The 13,351-nt window shown below is 44.9% G+C and carries 12 protein-coding genes; 6 read left to right on the plus strand and 6 right to left on the minus strand.

From position 1 onward, the window contains the following. Window positions 1–273 precede the first annotated feature (273 nt). The gene (locus tag ACRRU2_RS27745) at window positions 274–1,179 is read right to left on the minus strand and encodes an ArsR/SmtB family transcription factor (RefSeq protein ID WP_331701646.1); all 906 of its coding nucleotides are present in this window, start codon (window positions 1,177–1,179) and stop codon (window positions 274–276) included. A 213-nt stretch (window positions 1,180–1,392) separates the two neighbouring features. On the opposite strand from ACRRU2_RS27745, the gene ACRRU2_RS27750 reads away from it, so the two are divergent. Together ACRRU2_RS27750 and ACRRU2_RS27755 are read left to right on the plus strand one after the other, a co-directional pair. Beyond that, window positions 1,393–2,559, plus strand: a complete 1,167-nt coding sequence (locus ACRRU2_RS27750; RefSeq protein WP_331701647.1) for an iron-containing alcohol dehydrogenase — start codon at window positions 1,393–1,395, stop codon at window positions 2,557–2,559. A 35-nt stretch (window positions 2,560–2,594) separates the two neighbouring features. Next, window positions 2,595–3,422, plus strand: a complete 828-nt coding sequence (locus tag ACRRU2_RS27755; RefSeq protein WP_331701648.1) for an aldo/keto reductase — start codon at window positions 2,595–2,597, stop codon at window positions 3,420–3,422. Between the two features lie 130 nt (window positions 3,423–3,552). Here ACRRU2_RS27755 and ACRRU2_RS27760 read toward each other — a convergent pair whose 3' ends face one another. Beyond that, window positions 3,553–4,146 (minus strand): AAA family ATPase, encoded by a 594-nt coding sequence (locus ACRRU2_RS27760; protein ID WP_331701649.1) that lies wholly within the window; start codon window positions 4,144–4,146, stop codon window positions 3,553–3,555. Window positions 4,147–4,521: 375 nt separating this feature from the next. Between ACRRU2_RS27760 and ACRRU2_RS27765 the strand changes: the two genes are divergently transcribed. The 3 genes from ACRRU2_RS27765 (at window position 4,522) to ACRRU2_RS27775 (ending at window position 7,151) form a co-directional block, all read left to right on the plus strand. After that, the gene (locus ACRRU2_RS27765; RefSeq protein ID WP_432506628.1) at window positions 4,522–5,256 is read left to right on the plus strand and encodes an ABC transporter ATP-binding protein; all 735 of its coding nucleotides are present in this window, start codon (window positions 4,522–4,524) and stop codon (window positions 5,254–5,256) included. After that, window positions 5,253–6,404, plus strand: coding sequence for an ABC transporter permease (locus tag ACRRU2_RS27770; RefSeq protein ID WP_432506630.1), 1,152 nt, complete (start codon window positions 5,253–5,255; stop codon window positions 6,402–6,404). The genes ACRRU2_RS27765 and ACRRU2_RS27770 overlap by 4 nt, the downstream gene beginning before the upstream one ends. A 63-nt stretch (window positions 6,405–6,467) precedes the next feature. After that, window positions 6,468–7,151, plus strand: a complete 684-nt coding sequence (locus ACRRU2_RS27775; protein ID WP_331701652.1) for a TetR/AcrR family transcriptional regulator — start codon at window positions 6,468–6,470, stop codon at window positions 7,149–7,151. 115 nt (window positions 7,152–7,266) lie between these two features. Here the strand turns inward: ACRRU2_RS27775 and ACRRU2_RS27780 are convergent, their stop codons facing one another. From ACRRU2_RS27780 to ACRRU2_RS27795, 4 genes are all read right to left on the minus strand, one after another. Continuing rightward, window positions 7,267–8,418, minus strand: coding sequence for a sn-glycerol-1-phosphate dehydrogenase (locus ACRRU2_RS27780; RefSeq protein WP_432506632.1), 1,152 nt, complete (start codon window positions 8,416–8,418; stop codon window positions 7,267–7,269). Window positions 8,419–8,498: 80 nt separating this feature from the next. After that, a complete protein-coding gene (locus ACRRU2_RS27785) occupies window positions 8,499–9,455 on the minus strand; it encodes a Gfo/Idh/MocA family protein (RefSeq protein ID WP_432506635.1) in 957 nt (318 codons plus the stop codon). 142 nt (window positions 9,456–9,597) lie between these two features. Further along, window positions 9,598–11,154 carry an FAD-dependent oxidoreductase gene (locus tag ACRRU2_RS27790; protein ID WP_432506637.1) on the minus strand — a complete coding sequence of 519 codons (1,557 nt, stop codon included), beginning with the start codon at window positions 11,152–11,154 and terminating at the stop codon, window positions 9,598–9,600. A 246-nt stretch (window positions 11,155–11,400) separates the two neighbouring features. After that, window positions 11,401–12,207: a hypothetical protein gene (locus ACRRU2_RS27795; RefSeq protein WP_432506639.1), complete on the minus strand. Its 807-nt coding sequence runs from the start codon at window positions 12,205–12,207 to the stop codon at window positions 11,401–11,403. Between the two features lie 361 nt (window positions 12,208–12,568). On the opposite strand from ACRRU2_RS27795, the gene ACRRU2_RS27800 reads away from it, so the two are divergent. Continuing rightward, the gene (locus ACRRU2_RS27800; RefSeq protein ID WP_331701658.1) at window positions 12,569–13,225 is read left to right on the plus strand and encodes a transcriptional regulator; all 657 of its coding nucleotides are present in this window, start codon (window positions 12,569–12,571) and stop codon (window positions 13,223–13,225) included. Window positions 13,226–13,351: the final 126 nt, after the last annotated feature.

The following is a 13,351-nucleotide window of genomic DNA, read 5'->3' on the forward strand; positions in this document are numbered from 1 at the left end:
GCTTTTTCATATACAATCGTGCTTTTTGAGGCATTTCAGTGTAATGTACATGAAATTTCATATACATTTAGCCGTTTTGAGGTGGCACATGCCTATTCTGTATGCTTTTTCATATACAATGGTTAGCCAATGCTTCGAGTTAATCACAACGAGTCAATGCCTGACAGACGGCCTTATTGGGAACAAAAGACACCTATAATCGCGGTTTGTTTACGTATTCCATTAAACTTCTATATTCATTGAACTTGCTAGGGACGCAAATTTCTATTGCAGCTACTTACATCGCAGCGTTACCTCAATATCCTGATTGTAGTTGCCAAAGCCTTTTCCAAACAAAGTAACGCCACCGCAATTTTTAGCTGTCGAGCTGCAAGAAATGCGCAGCAAAATTTCCTTGTCATAGGCCAGCTTCAGTTTATCTATCGTAACATCTGACGCTTTAATCCCATCGATGAACGAGCCTTGGCGCGTAACGCGAATCATCTTCATTAATCCATGCTGAATATTTTTGTACCACCATTGCGGAGTGTAAATACCTCTCGTACTGCCAAAATCACCAGGATATGTCCATACCGCTACTTCCACATCGTTAATAGAAAACGTTATATCCGACGGCAAATGACTGACCGCACAAGGCGTTTCCGAGCAAATCTCCATTGAAAACTCCAATGAATCCGGCTGTTCATTGTAAATCATATAGTTCGGAATGCGATATTCGACATAGCCTGAACCAAACCAAATGACGCGCGCCTGCACATGCTGCGGATCAGCAAAATATCTTGGATCGTCGCACATGCCGATCATTTGTGTCTCGGAGGCCAGACCACAGGTCGGCTTCACTTCAAAGGCAGAATAATTGCCTACCGGTATAGAAATATCATAGCGATTTCCTTGTTCCAGTTCTTTATGATGCGCTTGCTCCTGTCTGTTCTCCCCGCCTTGAAACAGCAGTGTGGCTCGCGACAATTGCAAATAGCATACTTTTTGCATACCGCGTTTGCCTGCTACATTTTCGCTTCGTACAATGCCGGCTTCTTCCAGCTTTTGTATATGCCTCGTAACGATTGGCGATTTGATATCCAGTTCCTCCGACAAGCTTTTAATATTCATCGGCTGCTCGCCAAGCAGCTCAATAATCCGTACACGTGTATGGGATGAGAAGCACTCTAAAATGTGCATATTATGACTATTAACTTCAATATTGATTGTAATTCCCCCGCCTTCACTCCTGCATGCTGAACCAATTATATAACTTAGAAGTTAACCTTTCAATCTAATTGTGATGGCACTTGACACTTTCAACTATTTTAAATAGAATAAAGCTCGTCTACATAACTAAAAAGATAATTAGTTAACTTTTAAAGTAACTAATTAACTAAGGAGGCTTGGACTATGAATAGCTTTCAATTTTACAACCCTACACGTATTGTATTTGGCGAAGGCAAAGCGGATCAAATTGGCGAGCTAGCTGCGAAATATGGCAGTACTGTGCTGCTTGTCTATGGCGGAGGAAGCATTAAACGCTCAGGTTTATATGACCGCTCGATCGATAAGCTTACACAGCAAGGCTTGAAAGTAATCGAACTGTCCGGAATAGAGCCGAATCCACGTCTTACTAGCGTAAATGCCGGAATAGAGCTATGCAGAGAGCATAATGTTGATCTTATTGTCGCTGTAGGCGGCGGCAGTGTTATTGACGCAGCAAAAGCAATTGCAGCCGGAACCTTGTACGATGGCGATGTATGGGATTTCTATACGAATAAAGCAGTCGTTCAAAAGGCTTTGCCAATCGGAACTATCCTAACACTTGCGGCTACCGGCTCCGAGATGAACGGCTCCACCGTTATTTCCCACTGGGAGCAAAATTTAAAAAGAGCTTGCGGCAGCCCGCATTTATACCCTGTCTTTTCAATTTTAGATCCAACACTGACTTATACGGTTCCACGCAATCAGACTGTATATGGCTCGATTGATATTATGTCTCATGTCTTTGAGCAATACTTCAGCAAAACTACAAATACACCGCTGCAAGAGCGACTTTGTGAATCCATTTTGCAAACCGTTATCGAAAATGTTGTAATCGCAATTGATAAACCAGAGGATGCCGCTGCAAGAGCTAATTTGATGTGGTGCGGAACGTTAGCGCTTAACGGCGGACTTATTAGCGCAGGTATGGAAAATGACTGGGCTTCGCATAATATCGAGCATGAGGTCAGCGCAATCTATGATATTCCTCATGGCGCAGGTCTGGCTGTTATTTTCCCGAATTGGATGAAATATGTTTACAAAGAGCGCATTGATCGTTTTGTACAGTATGCAACTAGAGTATGGGGCATTAATGGCGAAGGCATGTCGGATGAGGAAATAGCACTGGCGGGCATTGAAGCGACACGCAGCTTCTTTTCACGCATTGGGGCAGAATCCAGATTAGCTGACTTTAAAATTGGTGACGATCAGCTTGATCGCATGGCAGAGGAAGCGGTTCGTTATGGCGACTTCGGCTCCTTCAAACGCCTTGGCAAGCAGGATGTGCGTGCCATTTTAGAAGCATCTCTATAAAACATTTATATTGTAAATTTTAAGGAGGACTAACGATGTCACAACCTTTTACTAGCAGCACTACATTGCATAACGGAGTAAGCATGCCTTGGCTGGGACTTGGGGTTTGGAAAGTTACAGAGGAAGGACAAGCAGAGGCGGCCGTTCTGGCTGCGCTGGAAACTGGCTATCGCAGCATTGATACTGCAGCTGTTTATAATAACGAGGAGGGCGTTGGCGCAGCGCTTGCCGCTACTTCCGTTCCACGCAAGGAAATATTTGTAACTACGAAAATATGGAACGCCGTCCAAGGCTATGACACGACGCTGGCCGCATTCGAAGAAAGCCGCAAGAAGCTTGGCCTGGAGGTCGTTGACCTATTGCTTATCCACTGGCCTGTCAAAGACAAGTACAAGGATACATGGCGCGCTATGGAAAAGCTTTATAAAGAAGGGCATGTACGCGCGATCGGCGTAAGCAACTTCCAAATTCATCATTTGCAGGATTTAATGGAAACCTGCGAGATTAAGCCGATGATTAACCAAGTAGAATGTCATCCGCTATTAACGCAAGAGCCGCTTCATGCTTTCTGCAAAGAAAACCAAATACAGCTGACCGCATGGAGCCCGCTTATGCAAGGCAATCTGGATCTGCCAGTCCTAACGGAAATCGGAGCCAAATACGGCAAATCAGCCGCACAGATCGTGCTGCGCTGGGACTTGCAAAACGGCGTTGTAGTCATTCCAAAAACGGTTACGCCTTCCCGAATGAAGGAAAATGCTGAAATCTTTGATTTTTCTTTAACGGATGAGGAAATGGCACAAATTTCCGCCCTTAACCAAAATAAACGCTTCGGCGCTGACCCGGATAATTTCAACTTCTAGAAAAACTCTTACCTTCTAGCAAGCCTAACTGACTTAACGAATTAAGGATTAACCGCTGCTGTATGCCAATTACGAAAAATGAAGTACAGACTCATTAGAATAATTGGCATACAGAGCATCATCATCAGAGTTAGGTTTTTGCTCCGAAAACAAACTGCTCCAGCATTGCAAGCCGATCATCCGAAAGTGCAAGAGAATTATCAAAATATAAAATAGAACCCTCTTTCAATGGCCAAGCCATTTCTCTTCGCTTCAAGCTCGCTTTAAAGCTCTTCCAATTATCCAGCTTCCACTTATCCAATTCAGAGCTCCTTGCTATGAATCGCGACCGATACGTTTCTTCGTCGGAAAGATGAACGACAACCACCTTTACCTCTACCTGATCTTGCGTCATCCCTGCCATCTGCAGCTCTTTCTCCAACCACTTGGCATCCTCGGTTTCTTTGGTAAAAGGTCCTATAACGACAGCATCTATCCCAATACTTACATTTTCCAAGGCAGCATCCATCGTTATACGATAACCTAAATCCCGGCATAATCGCTTATATTCCGGAGAATCACGATCATTCGGATCAAGCCCCTGAAGCGTCATAATAGCGACTGCTGCAGGCCTTAACAGCGTGTCCATATCAAAAAAAGCCAGCTTCCTTTTGCTCGCCAGCCCCTTAGCTATAGTCGTCTTACCCGCTCCAGCACCGCCAACGACAAATATTAATTTTCCCATTTGCTATCTCCTTGACTGATGACTTGATTAAATCAACCAGAAACTATAGTTAACCCAATAATAAGAAAGGAGCGTCAGCCAGTTATCACACTTGGATAAATGACATGACGTTCCTTTCTATTCTAATATAATAGCCAAATATTGCATATGGGTAATTCTATACTGCTAAAATCAGCCGTGCTATTTTTGGGGCTAACATCTCGGGGCTTCTCTTATCAATTTAACGAGTTACATTCCATAATGTTGCATGATAAATAAAAATATGATCCTTGACAACAAGCTTGAGCAAGAAGTACACTGAAATCGTAAAATAAATGAGTGATTACTCACTTTTATTTTTTATCCTCATGGACTACCTATAAAGGAGTGAAATTCATGTCCTTAAACCAATCTGACTGGATTCGTGTAGAGCAGGTCAGCCGAAAATACGCTTCTGCCACGGTACTGGACCATATTGAGCTTACGATCTCACAAGGAGAAATTTTCGGTCTCTTAGGGCCATCAGGCTCAGGTAAAACAACATTGATCAAGCTGATTGCCGGAATTGATATTCCTTCCGAAGGCAGCGTTACGGTAATGAATACGCAAATGCCTAGTTTAGCGATGCTTGGCAGCATCGGTTATATGGCGCAAGCTGATGCGCTCTATAATGAATTGACAGCGAAGGAAAACTTGCAGTTTTTTGGAGCTTTATATGGATTGAAGGGCAAGGCGCTGCAGGAGCGAATCAAGAGCGTTATGGAGCTGGTCGGCTTGCAGGATGCGACGAATAAGCTCGTTGCGAACTATTCCGGCGGGATGAAGCGCAGACTTTCACTGGCAATCGCATTAATTCACGAGCCACCGACGCTTATTCTTGATGAGCCGACCGTAGGTATTGATCCTGTTCTGCGACAATCGATTTGGCAAGAGCTGGAGGAAATTAGCCGGCAAGGCACGACCATCATTGTAACAACCCATGTTATGGATGAGGCAGAGCGCTGCGATCGTCTGGGCATGATCCGAGCGGGACAGCTGATCGCAATCGGCACGCCGGCTGAGCTGAAGGCTGAAACAAACTCCCAAACGCTTGAAGGGGCATTTTTAGTATACGGGGGTGAGACCGCATGAGAATTAAAGCGCTCATTATTCGGATTATACGCCAGTTTGTACGCGATAAACGTACGCTTGCCTTGCTTATCGCTGCTCCGCTGCTCGTCATAACACTAATGTATCTTGTTTTTAACGGAGATACTTATAAGCCGACGCTCGGCGTATGGCAAGCACCTGAGCATTTGGTGAAGCAGCTTGAAGCTGCCGATATTTCGATTATGCAGTATGATAGCGAAGATGCCGCCTCCAAGGCTCTTGGCAAACAAGAGCTTGATGCTATCATTACGCTGCGGGGCGAAGAGCTTATCGTCCGCCTGGAGGGCAGCGATCCTGCCAAGAGCAAAGCCGTTATGCTATTGCTGCAGCAAACGATGCAGGTAGCTGTGCAGCAAAATATGCAGCATCTTGCTCCTGCGGGCATGCCGCAAAGCTCACAGCAGGCTCAGCAGCCAAGCTCACAGACCGGTGAGACCGGTGGCGGAACGACTGCTAATCCTGCAGGCCCAGCATCAGGTTTGCAGCAGCTGCAGCCGCATTTTGAATATTTGCACGGCTCTGAGAAAATGACCTCCTTTGATAATTTCGGACCGGTACTCATTGGTGTATTTTCATTTTTTTTCGTATTTTTAATAGCCGGCATTTCTTTTTTGAAGGAACGAACAAGCGGAACACTGGAGCGCCTGCTTGCTACGCCGCTTAGAAGATGGGAGATCGTAGTCGGCTATATTGCAGGCTTTGGCATATTTACGAGCATTCAAGCTATGCTGATCGCAGGCTTTTCCATTCAAGTGCTCGGGCTTATGATGGTCGGCTCAATCTTCTATGTATTGCTAATTACGTTGCTGCTTTCCATAACCGCACTCAGTCTTGGCACATTTTTATCGGCTTTTGCAAAAACAGAGCTGCAAATGATCCAGTTCATACCGATCGTCATTGTCCCTCAAGTGTTTTTCTCCGGCTTATTCGATTTGGATACGATGCTGCCCGGCTTGCGCTGGCTCTCTTATCTAATGCCGCTGCGGTATGGTGCGGACGCGCTAAGAGATGTCATGATACGCGGCGAAGGCTGGCAGGCCATTGCTGTAAATGTCTTTGTACTCGCAGCATTGTCACTAATATTTATCGCAGCTAATATCGCTGCATTGCGCAAGCATAGAAAAATATAGTAAGGTAAGAGCTATAAGGCTGCCGCGCAGCCGCACAGCATAACCGCAAGGAGGTACAGCCCTGTGGCAAGCAAGGAGAATCACGAAGAAAAGTGGCTGGCTGATTTGTTAAAGCTGGCTGACGATGATGAAGACAAAAAAACAGCTAAGCAAATAAAAATTATTGAAGCTGCTATCGATATTTTTTCAGAAAAAGGCTTTGCGGCGACCTCGACGAGTGAAATCGCCCAACGGGCAGGCGTTGCGGAAGGTACGATTTTTCGTCATTATAAAACGAAAAAAGATCTTCTTCTATCGATAGCCGGGCCGATCGTCGGAAAGCTCGTCGCTCCATTTATTATGCGAGATTTTGCCAAAGTGTTAGATTTGCCCTATCAGCGGGTTGAGGATCTCTTCCGGGCAATAGCCAAGGATCGTATCGCATTCGCTCGAAAAAACGTCAAGCTGATTAAAATATTAATTCATGAGGTCCCTTTTCAGCCTGAGCTGCTTGGTCAAATCAAGCAAGCAATGACTACGATCGTCTTGCAGCGGGTTGAAAAAATGATTAAACACTTTCAAGAGCAAGGCCAGCTTATAGAAGAGCCGCCATGGCGTATTATCCGCACAGCCTCTACTGTGCTGGTAGGCATGATTATTACGCATATCATTATTATTCCCGAGCAGCCCTTTGACGAGGATGAGGAAATCGACCGTACCATTAATATGCTGATGTACGGCATCGCCGCTCAGCCGAAATCTTATTAAGCTGCGTTAAGAAGCTGCAGCGCAAATAAAAAGCGAGCTTAGAGAAATCTCCTCTTGGCCCGCTTTTTTTGCTTGTTATGTACTGGTTGTGGTTTGTCAGGCAATCGAATAATCATTATCCCAGCCCTCTCGCTTCATTATACGCCCGCAATATCGTATAGCGATTCGGCCGGACATGATGCGCCTCGCGCAGGCTGCGCTGCAGCAGTTCATCGCTGATGCCCAGCTCTTCAACAGAAGCTGGTCCGCCTACCTGTTTAAGCAGCGACCTTATCTCATCCTCATCGGGCAGCTGCTCAATAAGCTTGCGCAGCGTATGAGGGTCGCGCACAAAATCCAGTCCTCCATCTTGTACAGCAAGCTGCTTGTAGAGCTTGATCATTTCTGCGCAAGCAACGCCTACCTTTGCCCCATGCAGCAGCTGACGCCGGTTGATCCGTATATACTCCATCTCCCAATAATGCGACAAATGATGCTCCGAGCCCGATGCTGAATGCGACTGTCCAAATTGCAGCATCGCTACGCCGGACTGAATCAGCGCTTCGATTAATACTTTGACACCGTCGCGAGTGCCGGCAGCAATATCCTGAACCCGCTCCAAGCAAGCCTGCAGCGCTTCTATGGTCAGATCAGCAGTCGATTGCAAAAACGGCTCGTTATGCTCATTCACCCCAAAATGCCAGTCAAGCAATGAGGTATACTTACCGATCATATCGCCGAAGCCAGCCGCAATAAGCTGTGCTGGCGCCTGCTGCAGCAGTGTTAAATCTACAAACATAGCCGATGGGCCTTTTGCAGCAATTGTAATTTTGTCACCGCGCAGCAGCAGTGGCGCGCCTTTCGAATTAAAACCATCGACTGTAGGTGCGGTAGGCACCGAAATAAACGGGATGCCCGCTGTATATGCTGTATATCGGGTGATGTCATGCAAGGTTCCTGTTCCGACAGCGACGACAGCCTCTGCTTCCAGCTGCTGCACATCCAGCAGCAGCTGAATGACCGATGCTTCATCGGCCACGACATCGCCGCAGCTGTTCGGTTTAATGATCGTTTCGTAAGCTGCAATTCCCGCCTTGCTCAATTTCTCCAAAAGCACATTACCTGCCAAAGCCGAGGTAATAGCATCCGCAGCAATAATTATTTTTGTGTAGCCTTTATTTCCAATATATGGAAGCAGCCTCATCAGGGCATCGTCTTCAATATGCAAGCAATCCATTCCTGCAAGACGGCTGCTTTCCGTTTCCCTATTCCAAAGCAATGAAGCCATGCTGTCCCTCTTTCTATAATTGTTATGCCTGGCCAGCCATGTATGATCGAGACTGTCCAACTGCAGCTGCCTTCTTGCTGCTATATAGAGTCTATCGCGATCCTTCTGCCCGCCTGATGTGCTTTTTCGGCAAATTCCACCAGAGCCTGGGTACGCAAATAATCACGCGCATTAGTCTCCCCTGCACGCTTTTCGGCCAATGCATCCAAAAATTCCTGCAAGCAATCAGGACATTGCTCACCGCTTAACGGTTCAATCAATGACGTTTCGCCATTCACCGTCAAATAGAGGCGATCCTGTATGCATTCCAGCGAGCCTTTCGTACCATCTATGCGCCAATTGCCCGGCCAATTAGTAGCCGGAGCATGCGAAGCGATAGTACCAGTATAGCTGGCAGCGATACCGCCCTCAAGCTCTATAGCTAGCGAAGCGCTTAGAATAGCGCCCTCCTCTTCCCAGCTGCCGATCGGCTTGTGCAAATACGCTTGTACGCTAATACTTTCCCTTCCTGTCAAATAACGCAGCATATCCAGATGATGTATACCGATGTCCTTCAGCAAATGAGTCGGATAAGCTCTCTTAAGCGGGTGGTAGCGGTGAAAGCGAATATCGATTTCAGAAATCTGACCAATAGCTCCTTCTTCGATCAGCTTCTTAAGCGTTCTAATATTTGGAGCAAATCTATAGTTCTCTGCAATCATAAAAGGCACATTATAGTGCTCCGCAAGCTTAACGGATTCGACCGCTTCTTCAAAATCATTAGCGATCGGTTTTTCGCACAGCACTGCAATGCCGCGCTCAAACGCAATCCTGTTAATAGCCATATGTATATGCGGCGGTGTTACATTGACGATAAAATCAACATTTACCCGCTCCAGCGCTTCCTCCAGCGTATGGTAAAAAGGAATGTCGTCAGCCGCCATTTTGTCCATCATCTCTGGATTGCTATCCACTACCGCAGCCAGCATGCCGCGCTCCAGCAATCGCTTATACCATCCAAGCCCGAATCTGCCCAGTCCTACTAAAACCGCCTTCATTGTTGTTCCTCCCTGCTGCCCAACCAATGATACTTTTTTGAGTTCTATGCTCTATTGTAAGCATATAAACGCCCTTTGAACAAGCGTTTACGTACACTTGTCCAAAGGGCGCTTCATTTCCGTGAAATTTTAAAAGGAATCGTTATTTCTTTTCAACTTTTTTGCCGCTATTAAGCTGTGCTCTCTCTTCTTCTGTGTAATCAGCAATTTTATTTTTGCCTTTCACACCGCTTACTACTATATTATATTGCTTTTTCAAATAAGCATGAAGCTCCTTCATATCTGCCTCATCAAGCTGAGTCAGCTGTTTTTTACCTTCAATTTGTCCGAGAATAATGCCGATAACCTCTCCAGCAAGCGAAGTATTAGGCTGAATGCGCGCACTGCCATATGCAGCAGCGGAAGCACCTACGTTCTTGCCTGCTACAATTACGTTAGCATAATCTTTTAGAATAAAGGAACGAAGCGGCATACCATATTTGTCCGGGTTGCCCAGACTGATTCCCCAAACACTTGTCTTCGTCCCCTGATTATCGAGCGGGTATCCACCGATGCTCACATTATCCCAGAACATCTCAGCTCCCATTACATCTGTGCCTGTCAGGACATAATCGGTTTCATAGCGATCAAAATCGCGAATATATAAATATTCCGGGTAACCATTCACTTCAGCATTTTCCCAGCCAGGAAGCTCTTTGCGCAGATGCTCCAGCACGAGATCCGTTTCCTTTTTGCCAAGCTCAACCGCTTCCGCAACTCTTGCAGCGTCAGTAGGTACTACATCATAGATAAGCAAGGCGTTAATTAACGTTTCGCCATTAAGCTGATTCAAAATATTCAAGCCACGTAAAAATATATCGTCCCGCGTTGCTGTGTAGCTGCCTCCTACATTACCAAAGCCCCATGTAAACGTATTTGTTACATTCGTAGTAGAGCCATACTTCTCATCCCGTTCCGCTTGACTCAGCTTATTGACTTCCTTATGAAACTTATCCCAGTCTACCCCTTTAAACTTCATCATAATAGAAGAAGCCATATAATCCGGCTCGGATTGATTAAAGATCGTCTCTACCCCTGGAATACGCTTATCGCTAAGCAAATGGGTAAGGGCAGTGAAATCTGTATTTTCTACAAAATAGTTTGCAGCTACCGTTTTTGTTTCGCCGCCAGCTGTCTTATAAGTCAGCTCGCTTATTTTTGTGCGGCCAGTCGCTTCATCGTTTTCCTTCTTCACATCTGTAATTTCAATACCGGACTCGATTGGAATTCCGTCTATCAAATCATTATAATAAGCGGTAAATTGCTCTAAAGTACGAATTTCACCCTTTTTGAATCGGTCAAACAATTGCTTGACACGGCCCTGTGTGAGTGTTTTTTGCGCATCATCGGTAGGCTCGTCCAAAAACAGCATTTGCCCTTGGATGACCTGTCCGCCCGGATGCTCACGCGGATCTAGCACAAGCACATTAAGTCCTTCGTCCTTTGCCGCTCTTGCTAAATACATGCCTTCTATTTCAGAACCGATAATAACAATATGTGCATCCTTGTCAGCAGCAAGCTCCTTTGGCTCCTTTTTTCCCGGACCGGTAACCTGCTCTGAAGCCGTCGGCTTCGGATCATCGTTCCCCTTTTCAGGCTCGGATTCCGAGCTGCAGCCCCATACAAACAATAGTAGCATCAAAAAAATTAACTTCTTCAATTCCACACCCCACGCCTATAATTATAATTTCTGGAAGCTTGAAACTACGGTCCTAGCAAAAACCTACACTTATTGACGTCAATATTTTACAAAATGTTTCAAACCCTTTTCTATTATATAGGAACAAAGCGGATATCTCCAATGAGATACGTGATTACTTTTGACCAACCACTAGTTTCAAGTAAATTACCCAATAAATTACAAAACACAAACAATTGGAGGGTCATTTCACAGTGCTGCTCAGTGCTACTCTGTTGCTGCTTCAATACGCCATTCCACACCGATTTTCCCTGCAAATTCCTCTCCAGTAATGACGAAATAATAACGCCCTGATTCTGATACTTCAAATGAAAGCATTTCTGAACTGGGGCTAGCCATCCTGCCTATTTTATGTCCTTTAGGATCAAGCATATAGTGACCGTAACCGCCATGATTGGTCTCCTCCCAAAAAATCTCATAATGCATAATTGTACCTTCCTGCAAGTCGACAGGCACTTTATGCTCGCCATAAAAATAGTCAAATCTCACACTATAGGAAGTATCCGTATAATTCTCCACAACGCCCTTCTTTATTGAAAAGTCGCCCAGAAGCAAGACGGTTGTCAATACCGCCAGGCATATAGCGGCCGCAATGCCGAACAATTTTAAGCGCATCACCCAATTGCTCATTCCAAGATGAGCAATAGCGCATAGCATACCGATCGTTCCAGCAAAAAAGACATATATAATGGAGAAGAAAAAGCTGCCATTCCAAATCGCTATAACAATAAACGGTAAATAACCGCCTGCAATATAAAATAAGAAGAGCAAAAAGATTCGACCGAATCCAGCGCGCGAGGCAAGCCAATCTGCCAGCAAAGAAAAGCCTATGGCGTAAGGAAAAAACAAAAAGAGCACACCTTTGTTAGCGATCAACTTAGACAGTTCATACAGATTCCAGCCCACTGTCATTATTCCAAACACCAGCAAAGTCGTACAGGAAGCAAACAGCTTTGAAAATAAATGCATGCTTGCTCGCTCCAGCTTAGTTCCTTGTGCAAAATGATGACTCATCACGATCCCGCCTTTCTTCCATTATCGTAATAAATAGAACGAAATCGCGGTAGTTCTAACATTCATAGAACCTGTTGTTTCACGTAGGTAAAAAAATCAAGCACGACAAGGATAAACAGCTCTGCCTTCTTTTGGACAGGAGCGTTCACCGGCGAATTACAAGAACAAGTCCTCTATAATCATTTCCCCTCTGGAATATACACCCAAAATTTTCTTGGTAGTCTTGTCGAAACGGGTTAGACATGATACATTAGATACAATTTAACGGTTTGAAGAATAAACCGCTTTGATACGATGCATATATGCATATTCGTATTGAAGCGGTTTTTTCTTTGATAAAACAAAAAAGGATGGTGATAAGATGAACTTATCTTTTGATGAAGCTTATGAGAACTGGTTAAGTGCACAAATTGCCGAGGAAAAAAATCCAAGAAGACGTGAATTATTAAGTAAAGGCTTGAGTTACGGGACGATAACATTCCTAAAGAAGATATGGTACCCTGTCATCGGAAATCTCAAAGATCTTCATTCGGAATATGAAGTCCGGGATTTAAATAACAAATATCGTTATCTTGATCTTGCATATATGCCTGGTGGTGCCAAGGGTTGTATCGAAATTCAGGATTATGGAAGCCACGCCAGAGATATTGAAACAAATCGTTTCAAGGATCTATGCATGAAGCAAGCTTTGCTAACGCTTGACAATTGGTCCTTTCTTCCAATTGCATATTTGACTATTCGCGATGATCCAGAAGTTTGCAAAAATTTGGTGCTGTCCTATGTTGGAAAGTTTCTGTCGATCGATATGAGTTCAGAACTTACGTGGGCTGAAGCCGAAACTTTAAGACTCGCTCGACGGCTGCTGCGCCCAATTGAAGCAAGAGAATTATCCTTGCATCTATTGCTATCGGAGAACCGCACAAGAGTTGTGCTTCGTTCTCTCATCGCCAAAAAATTGCTTATTGTTTCAAGCGGAAAGCAACGATATCGTACATATCAGTTAAACACCTTCAGTTGAACTCCTTCAATTGAATGTCGGTTCGAGATCTAACTGTATGTCGGTCAGTTTATGATCTAGCTGAACAATGGTGTGTGATATAACTGAACGGCGGTATGTGATCTTTTTGAACGATGGTGTGTTATC

Source organism: Paenibacillus sp. GXUN7292, assembly GCF_050864975.1.
Classification (GTDB): Bacteria; Bacillota; Bacilli; order Paenibacillales; family Paenibacillaceae; genus Pristimantibacillus.

Excerpts from the sequence above, each read along its gene's own strand:
- ACRRU2_RS27745 (WP_331701646.1), bottom strand. The coding sequence starts at position 1,179 with ATGCACATTTTAGAGTGCTTCTCATCCCATACACGTGTACGGATTATT.
- ACRRU2_RS27750 (WP_331701647.1), top strand. The coding sequence starts at position 1,393 with ATGAATAGCTTTCAATTTTACAACCCTACACGTATTGTATTTGGCGAA.
- ACRRU2_RS27755 (WP_331701648.1), top strand. The coding sequence starts at position 2,595 with ATGTCACAACCTTTTACTAGCAGCACTACATTGCATAACGGAGTAAGC.
- ACRRU2_RS27760 (WP_331701649.1), bottom strand. The coding sequence starts at position 4,146 with ATGGGAAAATTAATATTTGTCGTTGGCGGTGCTGGAGCGGGTAAGACG.
- ACRRU2_RS27765 (WP_432506628.1), top strand. The coding sequence starts at position 4,522 with ATGTCCTTAAACCAATCTGACTGGATTCGTGTAGAGCAGGTCAGCCGA.
- ACRRU2_RS27770 (WP_432506630.1), top strand. The coding sequence starts at position 5,253 with ATGAGAATTAAAGCGCTCATTATTCGGATTATACGCCAGTTTGTACGC.
- ACRRU2_RS27780 (WP_432506632.1), bottom strand. The coding sequence starts at position 8,418 with ATGGCTTCATTGCTTTGGAATAGGGAAACGGAAAGCAGCCGTCTTGCA.
- ACRRU2_RS27785 (WP_432506635.1), bottom strand. The coding sequence starts at position 9,455 with ATGAAGGCGGTTTTAGTAGGACTGGGCAGATTCGGGCTTGGATGGTAT.
- ACRRU2_RS27795 (WP_432506639.1), bottom strand. The coding sequence starts at position 12,207 with ATGAGTCATCATTTTGCACAAGGAACTAAGCTGGAGCGAGCAAGCATG.
- ACRRU2_RS27800 (WP_331701658.1), top strand. The coding sequence starts at position 12,569 with ATGAACTTATCTTTTGATGAAGCTTATGAGAACTGGTTAAGTGCACAA.